Source organism: Streptomyces sp. NPDC086554 (genome assembly GCF_040686095.1).
Taxonomy (GTDB): Bacteria; Actinomycetota; Actinomycetes; order Streptomycetales; family Streptomycetaceae; genus Streptomyces.
The window spans coordinates 381,238-398,213 of record NZ_JBFBJK010000002.1; the positions used below are offsets into that span (position 1 = coordinate 381,238).

Consider the following 16,976-nt stretch of genomic DNA (forward strand, 5'->3'; position numbering starts at 1 on the left):
CGAGCGGCCACCAAGCCCCGCATGAGGAGGATGAGCAGGCCCTAGAGCCGGCCCATGACTCAGACACCCACAGCTCGTACCCCTGCCCAGGGTCAGTCCCGAGCCCACTTCACCGTCCCGGCGAACCATCCCATGGTGACGGTGCTCGGCTCCGGAGACGCCCTGTTGCGCGTGATCGAGAAGGCCTTCCCGGCGGCCGACATCCATGTCCGGGGCAATGAGATCAGCGCCGTCGGTGACGCCCATGAAGTCGCCCTCATCCAGCGCCTGTTCGACGAGATGATGCTGGTGCTCCGCACCGGTCAGCCGATGACGGAGGACGCAGTGGAACGCTCGATCGCCATGCTCAGGGCGGACGAGGCAGGAGAGGGCGACGGCCAGGAGACCCCGGCCGAGGTCCTCACGCAGAACATCCTCTCGTCGCGGGGCCGCACCATCCGCCCCAAGACCCTCAACCAGAAGCGCTATGTCGACGCCATCGACAAGCACACCATCGTCTTCGGTATCGGCCCCGCGGGCACCGGCAAGACGTATCTCGCCATGGCCAAGGCGGTGCAGGCCCTGCAGTCCAAGCAGGTCAACCGCATCATCCTGACCCGCCCCGCCGTCGAGGCCGGCGAGCGGCTCGGCTTCCTGCCGGGCACGCTCTACGAGAAGATCGACCCGTATCTGCGCCCGCTCTACGACGCCCTGCACGACATGCTGGACCCGGACTCGATTCCTCGCCTGATGGCGGCGGGCACGATCGAGGTCGCCCCGCTGGCGTACATGCGAGGCCGCACGCTGAACGACGCGTTCATCATCCTCGACGAGGCGCAGAACACCAGCGCCGAGCAGATGAAGATGTTCCTGACCCGGCTCGGCTTCGACTCGAAGATCGTGATCACGGGCGACGTCACCCAGGTCGACCTGCCGGGCGGCACCAAGTCGGGTCTGCGCCAGGTCCAGCACATCCTGGAGGGCCTCGACGACGTGCACTTCTCGCGGCTCACCTCCAGCGATGTCGTACGGCACAAGCTGGTCGGCCGTATCGTCGACGCGTACGAGAAGTACGACGACAGCCAGCAGAAGCAGCAGCAGAGTCAGCAGCACAAGAAACACGGGAAGTAGCGGAAACCGCACCATGTCGATCGACGTCAACAACGAATCCGGGACCGAGGTCGATGAGCAGGCGATCCTCGACATCGCCCGCTACGCACTCGCGCGGATGCGCATCCACCCGCTCTCCGAGCTCTCGGTGATCGTCGTGGACGCCGACGCCATGGAGCAGCTGCACATCCAGTGGATGGACCTGCCGGGGCCGACGGACGTGATGTCGTTCCCGATGGACGAGCTGCGCCCGCCCGCCAAGGACGAGGAGGAGCCGCCGCAGGGCCTCCTCGGCGACATCGTGCTCTGCCCCGAGGTCGCGCTCAAGCAGGGCAAGGAAGCGGAGACGGAGCACTCCATGGACGAGGAGCTGCAGTTGCTCACCGTCCATGGGGTGCTGCACCTGCTCGGATACGACCATGAGGAGCCGGACGAGAAGGCGGAGATGTTCGGTCTCCAGGCGGCCATCGTCGACGGCTGGCGCGCCGAGCACGGCCTGACCGGGCCGTCTCCCGCGCCCACCGTCTCCTAGGGCCGCCGACGCCGTCATGAGTCCTCAACTGATCGCGGGCGCCGTCGCCCTGGTCGTCGTGGCCTGGCTCGCGGCCTGCGCCGAGGCGGGCATCGCCCGCGTCTCCAGCTTCCGCGCCGACGAGGCCGTCCGCTCCGGACGGCGCGGCAGCGCGAAGCTCGCGCAGGTCGCCGCCGACCCCACCCGCTATCTCAACGTGGCGCTGCTGGTGCGCGTCGCGTGCGAGATGGCCGCGGCGTCCCTGGTGACGTACGCCTGTCTGAAGGAGTTTGCCGAGACCTGGCAGGCGCTGGCCGTCGCCATCGCGGTGATGGTCCTCGTGTCGTATGTCGCCGTGGGGGTGTCGCCGCGCACCATCGGCCGCCAGCACCCGCTCAACACGGCGACGGCGGCCGCGTACGTCCTGCTGCCGCTGGCCCGCGTCATGGGCCCGATCCCGCCGCTCCTGATCCTCATCGGCAACGCGCTCACGCCCGGAAAGGGCTTCAGGCGCGGCCCGTTCGCCTCCGAGGCCGAGCTGCGGGCGATGGTCGACCTCGCCGAGAAGGAGTCCCTGATCGAGGACGACGAGCGCCGCATGGTGCACTCCGTCTTCGAGCTCGGAGACACGCTCGTACGCGAAGTCATGGTGCCCCGGACCGACTTGATCGCCATCGAGCGCTTCAAGACCATCCGGCAGGCGCTGACGCTCGCGCTGCGTTCCGGTTTCTCGCGGATCCCGGTGACGGGCGAGAGCGAGGACGACGTCGTCGGCATGGTGTATCTGAAGGACCTGGCCCGCAAGACGCACATCAACCGCGACGCGGAGAACGAACTGGTGTCGACGGCGATGCGCCCGGCGACCTTCGTGCCGGACACGAAGAACGCGGGTGATCTGCTGCGGGAGATGCAGCAGGAGCGCAATCACGTCGCCGTCGTCATCGACGAGTACGGCGGCACGGCGGGCATCGTCACCATCGAGGACATCCTCGAGGAGATCGTCGGCGAGATCACCGACGAGTACGACCGTGAACTGCCGCCGGTGGAGGCGCTCGCGGACGGCTGCTACCGCGTCACCGCGCGCCTCGACATCGGTGACCTCGGCGAGCTCTTCGGGCTCGACGAGTTCGACGACGAGGACGTCGAGACGGTCGGCGGCCTGCTCGCCAAGGCGCTCGGCCGGGTGCCGATCGCCGACGCGTCGTCGATCGTGCCGCTGCCGGACGGGCGGGAGCTGCGGCTCACCGCGGAGTCCGCGGCGGGGCGGCGGAACAAGATCGTGACGGTGCTTGTGGAGCCGGTCGTGCCGGGTGGCACGGGAGAGGGGACTTCGGGGTGACACCGCAGGAGCTGCGTGCGTTCTGTCTGTCGTTCAACGCGGCGGTGGAGGAATTTCCGTTCAACCCCGACACCTCGGTCTTCAAGGTGCTCGGCAAGATGTTCGCGCTCTCCCACCTCGACGGGCGGCCGCTCACGGTGAACCTGAAGTGCGAGCCCGACATGGCGGTCCAACTGCGGGCCGCGCACCCGGAGATCGTGCCGGGGTGGCACATGAACAAGCGGCACTGGAACACGGTGACGGTGGACGCGGAACTCCCGGACCAGTTGGTCCGGGAGCTCATCGAAGACTCGTACGACTTGGTGGTGGCGGGGCTGCCGAAGGCCGAGCGGCTTCGTCTCGACCGGCCTTAAGCGTTGCGCCGGGCGCGCAGGCCCGTCGCCACCAGGGCCGCCGTCACCAGTACCACGACCGCGTCGATCAGGAGCACCGTCCGCGTCCCCGCCAGAAGATCCGTGCCCGTGGTCGCGATGACCCCGAGGAGCGGGATGCCGACGGTGATGCCCACCTGCTGGGTGGAGGTGACCAGGCCCGTGGCCAGGCCCTGTTCCTCGTCCGGGACGCCCGATGTGACCGTCACGCCGTACGAGATGATCGCGCCCAGGTGGAACATGCTGGCGATCGAGACGCCCGCCGTGGCGAGCCAGACCGACCAGGTGCCTTCGTCGATGCCGAGCAGCGACGCGATGAACAGGCCCTGGCCGAGCAGCGAGACGACGAGGGTGCGGTGCGCCCCGAAGCGGCTGATGACCCTGGGCGCGTAGATCCCGGCGACCACGGAGAGCACGCCCTGCACGCCGAAGACGAGACCCGTCCGGAAGGCGGAGAGCTTCAGGACTTCCTGTAGGTAGAGCGTCAGGACGAAGATGACCGCCGACATCATCGAGAAGGTGACCAGACCGCCCAGGTTGCCCCACGCCACCGTCCGCCGCCGCAGCATCGGCAGGGAGACCAGCGGGGACGCGGCACGCGACTCGACGTAGCCGAAGGCCGCCAGCAGCAGCACGCCGCCGATGAGCGTGACGATGACGTCGGTGCCGCCGAAGCCGCGCTCGGCGGCCGTGGACAGGGCGTAGATCAGGGCGAGCAGACCGCCGGTGACGGTGACCGCGCCGGGGATGTCGAGGCGGGGGCGGTCAGGGGTGCGGGACTCGGGCAGCAGGCCGGGGGCCAGCGGCAGCACGATCAGCGCGAAGAGCGTCAGCAGGCCCATGGTGGAGCGCCAGCCGAGCGTGTCGGTGAGTACGCCGCCGAACACCATGCCGAGCGTGTAACCGAGCGAGAGCAGCATGCCGGAGATGCCGAGCGCCCGGTCACGCTGCGGACCCTCGGGGAAGGTCGTGGTCAGCAGGGACATGCCGGTCGGCACGATCGCCGCCGCGGCCACGCCCTGCAGCGCACGCCCGGCGAGGAACGACGCCGGGTCCCAGGCGAACGTCGCGAGCAGCGAGGCCAGGCCGAACAGGGCGAGCCCGCCCAGGAACAGCCTGCGCCGCCCGAACAGGTCGCCGGTGCGGCCGAACAGCAGCAGGAAGCCGCCGGACGGCAGGGCGAACGCGGTCACCGCCCACTGCAGCGCGGACTGGCTCATGCCGAGGTCGGCGCCGAGGACGGGCAGCGCCACGTTCAGCACGGAGAAGTCGAGCGCGACCATGAACTGGGCGGCGCAGAGCACGAAGAGGACGAGCTTGTCGCGGGTGGAGAGCTTGGGGGCCCGAGGCTGCCGCGGTGCCGCGTCGGCGGCTGGTGCGGAAGAGGGAGTGGAGGTGTCGATCGCCATGTCCATGAGCTTCCGGTGTCCGGAATAGCCGTGGGGAGCCGGAACTTATGCTGGTGGTCGGAACACCAGGCAGGGGGAGCTGCGGATGGCAGGGACGAGTGAGGCGGCGGCCACGCGGCCCCAGGACGAGTCCAAGGCACGGCGACTTGGCGAACTTCGCGAGTTCCTGATGAGCCGCCGGGCCCGGGTCAGCCCCGCGGAGGCGGGACTTCCGGACGGCGGGGCGCGACGGCGTACGCCGGGTCTTCGCCGTGAGGAGGTCGCCGTGCTCGCCGGGGTCGGCGCGTCCTGGTACCAGTGGCTGGAGCAGGGCCGCGACATCTCGGTGTCGCCGCAGGTCCTGGACTCCGTGGCGCGCGTCCTGAAGCTGTCGAGCGCCGAGCGGCGGCACCTGTACGTCCTCGCCGGGCTCAACCCGCCCGCGCCGGAGGTCGAGCAGGCCGACCGGGACATGTGCCACGGCATGCAGCGCCTGATCGACACATGGATGCCGTATCCGGCCCACATCATGGACCGCTACTACAACTGCGTCATGTACAACGAGGCGGCCGGGATGGTCTTCGGGATGCGCCCCGAGATCACCCAGAACTGCATCGTCGACTTCTTCACGGACCCCATCTACCGCTCACGGAGCGTGAGTTGGCAGGAGAACGCGGCGCGGGTCGTCGCGCAGTTCCGCGCGTCGTGCTCGGAGCACCCGGACGACGAGGGGTTCCAGGCGATCCTCGCCGAGCTGCGGGATTCGGCGGGCGATGAGTTCACGGAGCTGTGGGAGCGGCGGGACATCCAGCCCGCCGGGCAGGTCCACAAGGAGCTGACGCATCCGCTGGTGGGCTCGCTGCACGTCGAGTCGACGGCGCTGCGGGTGCCGGCCCGGCCCGATCTGACGATCGTGCTTCACACGCCGCTTGACGAGGCGGAGACGGCGGCGAAGCTGGAGTGGCTCGCGTCGCCGGAGGGGCGGCGGGGGTCCATGTTTCCGGTGGCGATGTAGCTCCGTATGCTCGGATCATGACCGAGAGCACCGCGCTTGGCGCTGAGGACCAAAAGATCGTTACGCTGGCGCGTTCGGCGCGGGCGCGCAATCAGGTGCCCGAGGGGGCCGCCGTGCGGGACGAGACGGGGCGTACGTACGTCGCCGGGACCGTCGCGCTTGCCTCCCTCGAGCTTTCCGCGCTGCGGACGGCGGTGGCCATGGCTGTCGCCTCCGGTGCGGAGTCCCTGGAGGCGGCGGCGGTCGTCTCCGGTGCCGAGGAGCTGCCGGCGGAGGACCTCGCCGCCGTGCGGGACCTCGGCGGGGCCGGGACGCCGGTGTTCCTGGCGGGGCCCGACGGGGAAGTCCGGGCGCAGCTCCAGGCCGGCTGACCTGCCGTTACGCCGAACGGAACCCGATCGTCGGCACCGCGCGCCGCAGCGGCCACGGACGGGTCACCTCCGGAATCAGGCCCTCCAGGAAGCCGTAGCGGTGCAGCGCCGCCGGGTCCTGGTCGTCGAGCTCCCGCACGGTGCGCCACCACGCTGCGACCTCCGCCCACCCGGGCGCCGACAGGGACCCGCCGAACTCCTGCACCGAGAGCGCCGCCGTGAGCCCCGCGAAGGCGAGCCGGTCGGCCAGCGGCCAGTCCGCGAGCGTCCCGGTCACAAAGCCCGCCACGAAAACGTCCCCGGCCCCCGTGGGGTCGAGCGCCTCGACCTCGATCGCCGGGACCTCGGCGGTCTCGCCGGTCCGCCCGTCCACCGCGTACGCCCCTTCGGCGCCCAGCGTCACCACGACGAGCGGAACGTGCTCGGTCAGTGCCCGCGCGGCCGCACGCGGGCACTGGGTCCTCGTGTACCGCATGGCCTCTTCCGCGTTCGGCAGGAACGCCTCGCAGTGCTCCAGGTCCGCGAGCCCCGCCAGGTCCCAGCGCCCGGTGTCGTCCCACCCCACGTCGGCGAAGATCCGCGTCCCCTTGCGGGCGGCCTGGGCGATCCACGGTGCGCGCGTGCCGGGCGTCAGGGCGGCGACGGCGGCACGCGCGCGTGGCGGGCAGTGCGGGGCGCCGCCGTCCGGGGAATCGGCGTCGGGCGGCGGCTCGTGGCCGTGGCTGACCATGGTCCGCTCACCCTCGTACGCCATGGACACGGTCACCGGGGAGTGCCAGCCCGGCACGGTGCGCGACGTGGCGAGGTCGATGCCCTCGCCCTGTTCGAGCGCGTCCCAGCAGTACTCCCCGTAGTGATCGTCCCCGAACGCCGCCGCGAGCGAGGTACGCAGGCCGAGCCGGGCGAGCGCGGTCGCCATATTGGCCACGCCACCGGGGCTCGACCCCATCCCCCGCGCCCAGGACTCGGTCCCGCGCACGGGCGCGGAGTCGAGCCCGGTGAAGATGATGTCGAGGAAGACCGTGCCGGTGAGGTAGACGTCGCATTCCGGATCACCGGCTCTGCGGGCTGCCTTGAGCGGGTCGACGCTGGGTTTGAGGGGTACGACCATGCAGGCAACGTAACCGACGGAGCTTTCGGCCACTCGGTGTGGCACGGCATGGAGTCGTCCATGCCGTGCCGTGCGCCTCGAGGGGCTAGGAGATTCCGAGCTCCGCCTCGACGAGATCAGCCGCGCGAGCCGCGCCGCCCTCGGCCCGTGCCTCGGCCTTCAGGCGGGCGAGCCGAAGCTCGACGTCGGGGTCGGATGTCAGGTCGAACAGCGCGGAACGCAGCGCATCCCCCGTCGCATCGGCGGTGTCGATCCTGCGGGCGACCCCCAGCTCCACGAGCCGGTCCGCATTCATTGGCTGCTCCGCCCCCTGAGGCACCGCGATCATCGGCACCCCCGCGAACAGCCCCTCCCCACAACTGCCCATGCCCGCATGCGTGACGAACGCGTCGGCCTGCTCCAGGATCGCCAACTGCGGCACCCACGACCGCACTTCGACATTCCCCGGCAGCTGCTTGAGCTGCGCCCCGACCTCCTCCTCGTAGCCGTCCCAGGCCACATAGGTGGGCGAAAGCTGCACGAACGGCCGCCGCTGCCCCTCGGCCAGCGCACGGGCGACGTACGCGCCGATGTCGTACAGATGGTGCCCGCGCGCCACCAGCTCGCGGATGATCTCGAGACTCCCCACGCTCAGTCGAACAAATACTCAGCGACCTCGGCGAGGTACCGCGCCCGCAGTGCCTCGTCCTCGGCGCTCCCGTCGAGGAAGGACGCCTCGAACGAGTTCCGCGCGAGCTCCCGCAGCCGCTCCTGGTCGAGCCCGAGCGCTTCCCGCACGGCGTGGAAGGTGTCGCCGACATAGCCGCCGAAGTACGCGGGGTCGTCGGAGTTGACCGTGCAGAGGAGCCCGGCGTCCATCATCCGCGCCAGCGGGTGCTCTTCGAGTACGTCGATGGCGCGCAGCCGGACGTTGGACAGCGGGCAGAGCGTGAGCGGCACCCGCTCCCGCACGAGGCGCTCCACGAGCTCCGGGTCCTCCATGCACCGCAGCCCGTGGTCGATGCGCTCGACGCCCAGGACGTCCAGGGCCTCGGTGATGTACGCGGGCGGCCCCTCCTCGCCCGCGTGCGCGACCCGGCGCAGACCGAGCGCGGCGGCCGCCTCGTACACCTCGCGGAACTTGGCGGGCGGATGCCCGACCTCGGCGGAGTCGAGCCCGATGCCGACGATCCGGTGGAGGTGGGGCTTGGCGGCGTCCAGCGTCTCCAGGGCGGAATCGGCGGACTGGTCCCTCAAGAAACACATGATGAGCCGGGTCGAGATGCCGTGCCGCTCCTCGCTGCGGTCCAGGGCGCGCCCGAGCCCCTCCATCACGGTGCCGATGCCGACGCCGCGCGCCATGTGTGCCTGCGGGTCGAAGAAGATCTCGGCGTGCCGTACGCCCTGCTGAGCGGCCCGCGCCAGATAGGCGTCGGCGAGCTCCTCGAAGTCCCGCTCGGTCCGCAGAACGGCCATCAACCCGTAGTACAGATCGAGAAAGGACTGCAGATCGTCGAAGAGATAGGCCTTGCGCAGCGCTTCGGTGTCCGCGAACGGCAGGGTGACGCCGTTGCGGGCGGCGAGGGCGAAGGCCAGATCGGGCTCGAGCGTTCCCTCGATGTGGAGGTGGAGTTCGGCTTTGGGAAGGGGCATGGCGGCGGCTCACTCAGGTGGTTCGTTTGGGCAGGGGTACACGCAACAGGTCCTGTGCGACGGTGAGTTCACCGTCGAACCCGGCCTCCCGGGCCTGCTGCTCGAAAACGCGGGAGTCGGGGTAGCGCTGACTGAAGTGGGTCAGTACGAGATGCCGGACACCGGACTCCATGGCGACACGGGTCGCCTGCCCCACGGTCAAGTGCCCATGATCGACGGCAAGTTGCTCGTCCTCGTTGAGGAAGGTCGACTCGATGACGAGCATGTCGCACCCTTCCGCGAGTGCGTGGACGCCGTCACACAGCCGGGTGTCCATGACGAAGGCGAAGCGCTGTCCCCGCCGCACGGTGCTCACTTCGTCGAGCGCGACGCCCCGCAGCTCCCCTTCCCGCTGCAGCAGGCCCACATCCGGCCCGGCGATCCCCCGCGCGGCGAGCAGCTCGGGCCGCATCCGCCGCCCGTCGGGCTCGGCGATGCGATAGCCGAAGGACTCGACAGGGTGCGAGAGCCTGACCGCGTCGAGCGCGAACGACGAAGAGACGGCCAACTGGCCGTTGCCGTCGACGGGTTGCTCGATCAGCGGGACCGTCTCGCGGTAGGCGGTGGCATACCGCAGCCGGTCGAAGAAGTGCTGCCCCGAGCGCGGGAAATGCACGGTCACGTCATGCGGGACCCGGTCCAGATTTATCCGCTGGATGACGCCCGGCAGACCGAGCGAGTGATCGCCGTGGAAGTGCGTGACACAGATCCGGTGCAGGTCGTGCGCGGCGATCCCGGCACGCAGCATCTGCCGCTGCGTGCCCTCGCCGGGGTCGAAGAGGATCCCCTGCCCGTCCCAGAGCAGGACGTAGCCGTTGTGGTTGCGGTGCCGGGTGGGGACCTGGCTCGCGGTGCCGAGGACCACCAATTCGCGTACGGACAAGGTGAGTTATCCCGGGGGCCACTGGAGGCCGCGTCCGCCGAGGACGTGGGCGTGCGCATGGAAGACGGTCTGGCCCGCACCGGAGCCGGTGTTGAAGACGATGCGGTAGCTCTCCGCCTTCTCCTCGGCGGCGACCTCGCCGGCCTCGCGGAGGAGGTCGGCGACGATGGTGGGTTCGGCGGCGGCGAGGGTGGCGGCGTCCCTGTAGTGCACCTTGGGGATGACCAGGATGTGGGTGGGGGCCTGCGGGTTGATGTCCCGGAAGGCGACGGTCGTCTCCGTCTCCTTCACGACGGTCGCGGGTACATCACCCGCGACGATCTTGCAGAACAGGCAGTCTGCCTGCGGTTCTCCCGCCATGGGGCGCCTCCGGTCCACGCTGATTCACTATGCCCCCCGCATGCTATCCGGGCTGCGCCCACGCCAGGCCGCCTCCACGCCCCCCGGCAGCGGTGAACTGCGCCCCGCGGTCCCGCCAATCCTTTCCCGCCCACCCGCCCATAACCCGGCAGCCCCGCCTGAACGAACAAGCCTTCCCGCCTGCCCACCCGATTCCCCGCGGGGTGATCGGGTGGGTGGGTGGGGAGAGCCGCCGCGTGGTGATCGGGTGGGTGGGCGGGGAAGATCCGCCGCGAAGTGACCAGGTGGGTGGGGAGAACCGCCGCGGGGCGATCGGGTGGGTGGGGAGGGAGAGCCGTCGCGGGGTGATCGGGTGGGTGGGTGGGGAAGATCCGCGGCGGGGCAGGAAGGCCGCCCGAGCACCGGGGCCATCGCGGACCGGCCCCACCGCCCCGGGGCCCGAGGCCGCAGGCCGGCTCCCTCACGACCCCGGCAGCTCCGGGGCAGTCTTCGGCGGGGAGTTCTCCAGCGCGGCCAGCGCCAGGCGGATTGCCTCGTCCAGTTGGGGGTCCGCGCCGGACGCGTAGTCCTCCGGTGTCGTCACCACCTCCACGTCCGGGTCCACGCCGTAGTTCTCGACGCCCCACCCGTACCCCTCCAGCCAGAACGCGTACTTCGGCTGGGTGACCAGCGTCCCGTCCACGAGGCGGTAGCGGCTGTCGATGCCGATCACCCCGCCCCACGTCCGCGTCCCCACCACGGGCCCGATCCCCAACGCCTTGATCGCCGCGTTCACGATGTCCCCGTCGGAGCCGGAGAACTCGTTGGCGACGGCGACGACCGGCCCACGGGGTGCGTCCGCCGGGTAGCTGTACGGCTGTGCGCCGCGCGGCAGGTCCCAGCCCACGATCTTCCGGGCGAGCTTCTCCACGACCAGCTGGGACGTGTGGCCGCCACGGTTCTCGCGTACGTCCACCACGAGACCGTCCCTGGCCACCTCCACCCGCAGGTCCCGGTGGATCTGTGCCCAGCCGGGAGCCTGCATGTCCGGCACGTGGAGATAGCCGAGCCGCCCGCCGGATCGCTCATGGACGTACGCACGGCGGTCCACGACCCAGGCGTGGTATCGCAACGGCTCCTCGTCATCGACGGGGATGACCACCGCGTGCCGCGGATCGCCGCCCCCCGCGGGCGACACGGTCAGCTCGACAGGCTTGCCCGCCGTGCCCACGAGCAGCGGCCCGGGACCCGTCACCGGATCGACCGGCCGCCCCGCGACGGCCAGCAGCGCGTCGCCGGCCCGCACCGCGACCCCAGGGGCGGCGAGCGGGGACCGGGCAGCGGGATCCGACGTCTCGGAGGGGAGGATCCGGTCGATCCGCCACGCCCCGTCCGCGCCCCGCGAGACATCCGCCCCGAGCAGCCCCTGCCGCACCGCGGACGTCCCCCAGGCCCCGCCCCCGACGACGTACGCATGGGACGTACCGAGCTCTCCTGCCACTTCCCACAGCAGGTCGACGAGGTCATCGTGCGTGGCCACCCGGTCGAGGACCGGCCGATAGCGGTCGAGCACGCCGTCCCAGTCGACCCCGCCCAGGTCAGGACGCCAGAAGTTGTCCCGCATGAGCCGCCCGGCCTCGTCGTACATCTGGCGCCATTCGGCGGCGGGGTCGACGGTCTGCCGGACCCGTGTGAGGTCGACGGTGACGTTGGAGTCGGAGTTCTCGTCGCCGGAGGCGCGCCGGTCGCTCGGCACGACCTTCAGCTTGCCGTCGACCCACAGCAGGACCCGCTTGCCGTCCCCGCTGACGGAGAAGTGGTCGGCGTCCGACGCCAGTTCCTCGATGCGCTGTTGTACGAGGTCGTAGCGTTCGAGTTCGGTCTGCGGGTCGGGGTCCGACGGGGTGGCGCGGGACGCGCCGAGTACGCCCCGCACGGGGTGCCGCAGCCACAGGACGCCGTCCTTGGCGGCCCGCAGCGTCGAATAGCGGGCGGCTTCGACGGGGAAGGGCACGATGCGGTCGGCGAGCCCGTCGAGGTCGATCCGGGTGACAGGAGCGCCCTCGCTGTCCGGCGTCTCGTCCTTGTCGGGCGCTTCGAAGGGCCGCCCGTGGCGCTGCGGCCCGAAGGGCGACGGCGTGGTGGCGGCCAGCGTGATCAGGTACGGCCGCGATCCGCCGACGAAGGCGAGGTCGAAGACGTGCTCGTCGTAGACGGGGTCGAAGGAGCGCGCCGACAGGAACGCCAGATGCTTCCCGTCAAGGGTGAACGCGGGCGCGTAGTCGCGGAACCGCAGCGGAGTCGCATCGGACACCGACAGATCGGCCGTGTTCGCCAGCTTCAGCTGACGCAGCGGACGCGGCCCCGGATGCGACCAGGCGAGCCAGGCCGAGTCCGGCGAGAAGACGAGCCCGGTGGCGTCCCCGTGCTCCCCGCGGTCGACCTCGCGCACCTCCCCGCTCTCCCGCTCGACGAGCAGCACACGGCCGTCGTGCGAGGCGACGGCGGCCCGGCTGCCGTCGGGCGCCACGGCGAGCCCGAGCACCCTGCCCAGCTGCCCGGCGGCGATCCTGCGCGGCGTCGCGCCCGGCGCGAGCCCCGTGGCGGGCGCGAACTGGAGCGCGTCGTCGCCCTCCGCGTCCGTCACCCAGACGACGTGTTCCTCGCCGTCGACGCGGAACGTGCGCGGCAGCCGTGCGCGCACCCCGTGATCGACGGCGAGGGCGCGGGCGGGCCCCTCGCGGTGGGTCACCCAGTGCACGCCGCCGCGCACGGAGACGGCGCTGCCGCGTCCCGTGTGGTCGGGAGCGGCGGCACCGAACCAGCGCGCCGCGCTCACGGGGAACGGCTGGAGGTCGGTGCGCTGGCCGCCGAGGCGGATGTCGATGCGGCGCGGCTCGGCGTCCACCAGGTCGTCGAGGAGCCAGAGTTCACCCGCGGACGCGTAGACGACGCGGGTGCCGTCGGTGGCGGCGTGCCGGGCATAGAAGTCGTCGACACCTGTGTGCCGCCGCAGATCTGACCCGTCGGGCAGCGAGGAGTAGACGGCACCGACGCCTTCGTGATCGGAGAGGAAGGCAATACGCTCCCCCACCCACAGCGGGTACTCGATGTTCCCGTCGAGCTCTTCATGGACGCGTACGAAGCGGTCGTCGCCGCCCTCGTCACCCGCACCGCCACTCCGGATCCACAGCTTCCCCGCGGTGCCGCCCCGGTACCGCTTCCACCAGGCGGCCTCGCGCCCCATCGGCGCGGAGAGCAGCAGGACTTGACCGTCCCGCGGGCCGTGCGCGACATCGCCGACGAGCCCGTACGGCAGCGTGTCGGCGGGCCCGCCGTCCAACGGGACGGCCCGCGCCCAGCTGCGGCGCAGCGATGCCTGACCGTACGTACTGACCGCGAGGACCTGCCCGTCCGGAGTCCAGCCCCGCACGGACGTACGTGAACTCCCCCAGTACGTAAGGCGCTTGGAGGATCCGCCGTCGACCGGGGCGACATGCACCTCGGGGGCGCCGTCCCGCGTGGACGTCCAGGCGAGGGTCGTGCCGTCCGGGGAGATGCGGGGGTGGTTCACCGGCATGTTGTCGGCGCTGACGCGCCATGCCCGGCCTCCGTCGAGGGGAGCGACCCAGACGTCGTCCTCAGCGGTGAAGGCGACCAACTCGCCGCGCAGATGCGGAAACCGAAGGTACGCGGGGTGTCCAGTCAGTGTCACACAGCCAGCCTAAGCAGGTGCGGCGGAGCCGGTCAGTGTTTTGGATTGTTTTGGATCACTTGCCCTTGAAGCACGAGCAGGTCGGGTCGGGAGTCGCCGGCGGCGGATCGGGCGTGACGGTCACGGTGACGGTGGGGGCGGGCGGCTGATGGGACGTCGGGGCTTGGGTCGGCTTGTCTCCGCCATGGTCACCGCCGTCGTCACCACCGCCGCCGTTGCCATTCCCGTTCCCGTCGTCGCCCCCGGAGCAGTCGCCGAGCACGTCCACCCGGAACCACTCCTTGCCGTCGACCTTGGCGGTCAGGTTCCCGCGTACGCAGTGCCCGTCGACGACCGACCACACCGTCCCCTTGACGGTGATGTCGCTGGTGTCGTCGGACCCCTTGCCGTTCTTGGCCTGCCCCTGGCAGTCGACATGGGCGACGGCGTCGTCGTCCGGATCCCCGCTGGACGGCGTGACCTTGTCCTTGAAGCGGGCGGTGCAGCTGATCCACAGCACGTCGAGGTGCTGCCGCTCCAGTTCCTTCGTCGCCATCTCGTCGGTGGTGATCGCGATGGATGAGGTGTTCATGCCCCCGTCGACGGGATCGCACGCGGCACCCCCGATCACCGCGGCCCCCGCGAGCCCGACGGCGTACAGCACCCGTCGGCGCCGCCCGCGCACGACCACCGCACGATCACGTAATCGCCTCAATGCCCCCATAGGCGGCAGAGTGCCACTGCGAGCCGCCTGACGGTAGACCCCTTTGCGTCCACTCCGGGCGGATCGCTGGTGGACATGACCGAGAACGACGACCGGAAGTGGCTCAACCTCTACGAGCCCTGATCCGTCCGCTCCTTGAGGGTGCCCTCAGCCGCGCAGCAGCAGCCACTCCTGCAGCTCCACCAAGTTCCCTTCCGGGTCCTTGAGATGGGCGACCCGCATGCGGTCGGTCATGGGCGCGGGGCCCTGGGTGATGACCCCGCCGCGCTCGACGATGCGGCCGCAGTACGCGTCGAGGTCGTCGACCCGCAGCACCACCAGTGAGCGGTGCCCCGTCGCCGACTCCTCCAGTTCGCCGAGGAGTCGGGCCATCATCGCGCGGTCCTGGAGAGCGATCCCCGCGGAGCCGATCGCCGGACTGAACTTCTCGTACGGCCCGTCCACCGCCCCCGACTGCGGCTTGAGGCCGAGGACTTCGGCGTAGAAGCGGTAGCAGGCGCTGAAGTCCGATACGAGCAGCCGTACTTGAGCGAGTTCCAAGGCGTCCCCCTGACAGCGTGCGGGGAGTCAGGACCAGCGGCCCGTGCGTCCCAGGAGCAGTGCGGCCGCCGCCGTCCCCGCGGTCGATGTACGCAACACGCTACGCCCCAGGCGGTACGGCTTCGCCCCCGCGGCGGCGAAGGCCGCGAGCTCGTCCGGGGACACTCCGCCCTCGGGGCCGACCACGAGGACGATGTGCCCGGCCGCCGGAAGCTGCGCCGTGGCCAGCGGTTCGCTGCCCTCCTCGTGCAGGACGGCGGCCAGGTCCGCCTCCGCGAGCAGCGCCGCGACCTGCTTGGTCGTCGCCGCGTCCGCGACCTCCGGGAAGCGCACCCGGCGCGACTGCTTGCCCGCCTCGCGCGCGGTGGCCCGCCACTTGCCGAGCGCCTTGAGCCCGCGCTCGCCCTTCCACTGCGTGATGCAGCGGGACGCCGCCCAGGGCACGATCGCGTCGACGCCGGTCTCCGTCATGGTCTCCACGGCGAGTTCACCGCGATCGCCCTTGGGCAGCGCCTGCACGACAGTGATCCGGGGCTCTTCGGGAGCCTCCTCGCGCACGGTGTCCATCCGCACGATCAGCCGGTCCTTGCCCTCGGTGTCGAGGACCACGCAGTCCGCCCACCGCCCCGCGCCGTCGGTGAGGACGAGCTCCTCGCCGGGGTTGAGACGCTTCACGGAGACGGCGTGCCGACCTTCGGGACCATCGAGTACGTAGCGTCCTTCGCCGCCCGCGGCAGTGCTCTCGAAGGTCTCCACGACGAATACGGGCGCGGTCATGCCTGGCTCCCGGGCTGGGTTCCCTGCTGGCCCCCGGCCGCCAACGCGGTCTTCGCCGCGGCCAGTTCGGCCGCGAGGACCTCCACGAGCTGCCCGGCGGGCAGCTCCCGCGCCATCCGGTGCCCCTGTCCCGCCCAGAGCGCCATGCCCTGCGCGTCACCGGCCTTGGCCGCGGCCTTGCGCAGGCCGCTGGTGAGGTGGTGGACCTGGGGGTAGGCGGCGGGGGCGTACGGGCCGTGCTCGCGCATGAAGCGGTTGACCAGGCCGCGCGCGGGGCGTCCTGAGAAGGCGCGGGTCAGTTCGGTCCGGGTGAACAGCGGATTGGTCATGGCCTGCTTGTGCAGGACGTTCGCGCCCGACTCGGGGCAGACCAGGAACGCCGTGCCGAGCTGCGCCGCGTCCGCGCCCGCCGCGAGCACCGCGGCGATCTGCGCGCCGCGCATCAGGCCGCCGGCCGCGACCACGGGGATCTGCACGGTCTCGCGCACCTGCGCGATGAGCGAGAGGAGGCCGAGCCCGGAGCCGTCCGTCTCGGGGTTGTCGCGGTGCGTGCCCTGGTGGCCGCCCGCCTCGATGCCCTGTACGCAGACGGCGTCGGCGCCGGACCACTGCGCGGTCTGGGCCTCTTCGGGGGTGGTGACCGTGGCGACGGTGATCGTGCCGACGCGGGCGAAGGCGTCGAAGACGTCGCGGGTGGGGCATCCGAAGGTGAACGAGACGACCGGTACGGGGTCGTCGATCAGAATGGCGAGCTTGGCGTCGTAGCCGTCGTCACGCCCGCTGTCCGGATCACCGAGCTGCGTCTCGTACCAGCTGGCCTCGCCCGCGAGCTGGTTGCGGTACACCTCGACGGCCGCGGTGTCGGCGTACTCGGGCTGCGGCATGAAGAGATTCACGCCGAAGGGCTGAGCGGTGAGCCCGCGCAGCTGTTTGATCTCCTGGTACATCCCGTCGGCCGTTTTGTACCCGGCGGCAAGGAAGCCGAGCCCCCCGGCTTCCGACACGGCAGCGGCAAGCTGCGGGCAGGAAGCACCGCCCGCCATGGGGGCCTGCACGATCGGATAGCGGCAGAGATCGGTCAGCGCGGAGGACATGAACGCATCGTGCCATGCCCTGGGCGGGCGGCCGAATCTCGCCCCTTCCGCTGGGCCCG

General features: G+C 71.0%; 16 protein-coding genes and 1 pseudogene. 6 read left to right on the plus strand and 11 right to left on the minus strand.

Features of this window, described 5'->3' with window-relative positions; genetic code table 11:
- Positions 1–54: 54 nt before the first annotated feature.
- Genes AB0O76_RS04390 through AB0O76_RS04405 form a run of 4 tightly spaced genes read left to right on the plus strand, consistent with a single transcriptional unit; the run spans position 55 to position 3,292 of the window.
- Entirely contained in the window at positions 55–1,110 is a 1,056-nt protein-coding gene (locus AB0O76_RS04390) for a PhoH family protein (protein ID WP_365485303.1), read from the plus strand.
- A gap of 13 nt (positions 1,111–1,123) precedes the next feature.
- Positions 1,124–1,621, plus strand: a complete 498-nt coding sequence (gene ybeY, locus AB0O76_RS04395) for an rRNA maturation RNase YbeY (RefSeq protein WP_135335530.1) — start codon at positions 1,124–1,126, stop codon at positions 1,619–1,621.
- A gap of 16 nt (positions 1,622–1,637) precedes the next feature.
- Positions 1,638–2,939: a hemolysin family protein gene (locus AB0O76_RS04400; RefSeq protein ID WP_365485306.1), complete on the plus strand. Its 1,302-nt coding sequence runs from the start codon at positions 1,638–1,640 to the stop codon at positions 2,937–2,939.
- Positions 2,936–3,292 (plus strand): MmcQ/YjbR family DNA-binding protein, encoded by a 357-nt coding sequence (locus AB0O76_RS04405; RefSeq protein ID WP_365485308.1) that lies wholly within the window; start codon positions 2,936–2,938, stop codon positions 3,290–3,292. Before AB0O76_RS04400 ends, AB0O76_RS04405 begins: the two co-directional genes overlap by 4 nt.
- Here the strand turns inward: AB0O76_RS04405 and AB0O76_RS04410 are convergent.
- Positions 3,289–4,719, minus strand: coding sequence for an MFS transporter (locus AB0O76_RS04410; protein WP_365485310.1), 1,431 nt, complete (start codon positions 4,717–4,719; stop codon positions 3,289–3,291). The two genes, AB0O76_RS04405 and AB0O76_RS04410, sit on opposite strands and share 4 nt — an antisense overlap.
- Before the next feature lie 169 nt (positions 4,720–4,888).
- Here AB0O76_RS04410 and AB0O76_RS04415 point away from each other — a divergent pair, with 169 nt between their 5' ends.
- Together AB0O76_RS04415 and AB0O76_RS04420 are read left to right on the plus strand one after the other, a co-directional pair.
- Complete coding sequence (locus AB0O76_RS04415; RefSeq protein WP_365485570.1) at positions 4,889–5,713, plus strand: helix-turn-helix transcriptional regulator; 825 nt, start codon at positions 4,889–4,891, stop codon at positions 5,711–5,713.
- A gap of 17 nt (positions 5,714–5,730) precedes the next feature.
- On the plus strand, positions 5,731–6,084 hold the full coding sequence (locus AB0O76_RS04420) for a cytidine deaminase (RefSeq protein ID WP_365485312.1): 354 nt from the start codon (positions 5,731–5,733) through the stop codon (positions 6,082–6,084).
- 7 nt (positions 6,085–6,091) lie between these two features.
- Here the strand turns inward: AB0O76_RS04420 and AB0O76_RS04425 are convergent, their stop codons facing one another.
- The 10 genes and pseudogenes from AB0O76_RS04425 to AB0O76_RS04470 form a co-directional block, all read right to left on the minus strand.
- Positions 6,092–7,195 (minus strand): PfkB family carbohydrate kinase, encoded by a 1,104-nt coding sequence (locus tag AB0O76_RS04425; protein WP_365485314.1) that lies wholly within the window; start codon positions 7,193–7,195, stop codon positions 6,092–6,094.
- A gap of 85 nt (positions 7,196–7,280) precedes the next feature.
- A pseudogene (locus AB0O76_RS04430) lies at positions 7,281–7,778 on the minus strand (nucleotide disphospho-sugar-binding domain-containing protein); the annotation flags it as partial.
- A 47-nt stretch (positions 7,779–7,825) separates the two neighbouring features.
- On the minus strand, positions 7,826–8,827 hold the full coding sequence (locus AB0O76_RS04435) for an adenosine deaminase (RefSeq protein ID WP_365485315.1): 1,002 nt from the start codon (positions 8,825–8,827) through the stop codon (positions 7,826–7,828).
- A gap of 13 nt (positions 8,828–8,840) precedes the next feature.
- On the minus strand, positions 8,841–9,749 hold the full coding sequence (locus tag AB0O76_RS04440; protein ID WP_365485316.1) for a ribonuclease Z: 909 nt from the start codon (positions 9,747–9,749) through the stop codon (positions 8,841–8,843).
- Between the two features lie 6 nt (positions 9,750–9,755).
- Positions 9,756–10,109 (minus strand): histidine triad nucleotide-binding protein, encoded by a 354-nt coding sequence (locus AB0O76_RS04445; RefSeq protein ID WP_365485318.1) that lies wholly within the window; start codon positions 10,107–10,109, stop codon positions 9,756–9,758.
- A 460-nt stretch (positions 10,110–10,569) separates the two neighbouring features.
- Entirely contained in the window at positions 10,570–13,797 is a 3,228-nt protein-coding gene (locus tag AB0O76_RS04450) for a S41 family peptidase (RefSeq protein ID WP_365485572.1), read from the minus strand.
- A 61-nt stretch (positions 13,798–13,858) separates the two neighbouring features.
- Entirely contained in the window at positions 13,859–14,506 is a 648-nt protein-coding gene (locus tag AB0O76_RS04455) for a hypothetical protein (RefSeq protein ID WP_365485320.1), read from the minus strand.
- Positions 14,507–14,653: 147 nt separating this feature from the next.
- Positions 14,654–15,046 carry a VOC family protein gene (locus AB0O76_RS04460; RefSeq protein WP_365485322.1) on the minus strand — a complete coding sequence of 131 codons (393 nt, stop codon included), beginning with the start codon at positions 15,044–15,046 and terminating at the stop codon, positions 14,654–14,656.
- 27 nt (positions 15,047–15,073) lie between these two features.
- Entirely contained in the window at positions 15,074–15,823 is a 750-nt protein-coding gene (locus tag AB0O76_RS04465) for a 16S rRNA (uracil(1498)-N(3))-methyltransferase (RefSeq protein ID WP_365485324.1), read from the minus strand.
- Positions 15,820–16,917, minus strand: a complete 1,098-nt coding sequence (locus tag AB0O76_RS04470) for a nitronate monooxygenase (RefSeq protein ID WP_365485326.1) — start codon at positions 16,915–16,917, stop codon at positions 15,820–15,822. The genes AB0O76_RS04465 and AB0O76_RS04470 overlap by 4 nt, the downstream gene beginning before the upstream one ends.
- Between the last annotated feature and the right edge of the window lie 59 nt (positions 16,918–16,976).

Excerpts from the sequence above, each read along its gene's own strand:
- AB0O76_RS04390 (WP_365485303.1), top strand. The coding sequence starts at position 55 with ATGACTCAGACACCCACAGCTCGTACCCCTGCCCAGGGTCAGTCCCGA.
- ybeY (WP_135335530.1), top strand. The coding sequence starts at position 1,124 with ATGTCGATCGACGTCAACAACGAATCCGGGACCGAGGTCGATGAGCAG.
- AB0O76_RS04400 (WP_365485306.1), top strand. The coding sequence starts at position 1,638 with ATGAGTCCTCAACTGATCGCGGGCGCCGTCGCCCTGGTCGTCGTGGCC.
- AB0O76_RS04410 (WP_365485310.1), bottom strand. The coding sequence starts at position 4,719 with ATGGCGATCGACACCTCCACTCCCTCTTCCGCACCAGCCGCCGACGCG.
- AB0O76_RS04415 (WP_365485570.1), top strand. The coding sequence starts at position 4,889 with ATGAGCCGCCGGGCCCGGGTCAGCCCCGCGGAGGCGGGACTTCCGGAC.
- AB0O76_RS04420 (WP_365485312.1), top strand. The coding sequence starts at position 5,731 with ATGACCGAGAGCACCGCGCTTGGCGCTGAGGACCAAAAGATCGTTACG.
- AB0O76_RS04425 (WP_365485314.1), bottom strand. The coding sequence starts at position 7,195 with ATGGTCGTACCCCTCAAACCCAGCGTCGACCCGCTCAAGGCAGCCCGC.
- AB0O76_RS04435 (WP_365485315.1), bottom strand. The coding sequence starts at position 8,827 with ATGCCCCTTCCCAAAGCCGAACTCCACCTCCACATCGAGGGAACGCTC.
- AB0O76_RS04445 (WP_365485318.1), bottom strand. The coding sequence starts at position 10,109 with ATGGCGGGAGAACCGCAGGCAGACTGCCTGTTCTGCAAGATCGTCGCG.
- AB0O76_RS04455 (WP_365485320.1), bottom strand. The coding sequence starts at position 14,506 with ATGGGGGCATTGAGGCGATTACGTGATCGTGCGGTGGTCGTGCGCGGG.
- AB0O76_RS04465 (WP_365485324.1), bottom strand. The coding sequence starts at position 15,823 with ATGACCGCGCCCGTATTCGTCGTGGAGACCTTCGAGAGCACTGCCGCG.
- AB0O76_RS04470 (WP_365485326.1), bottom strand. The coding sequence starts at position 16,917 with ATGTCCTCCGCGCTGACCGATCTCTGCCGCTATCCGATCGTGCAGGCC.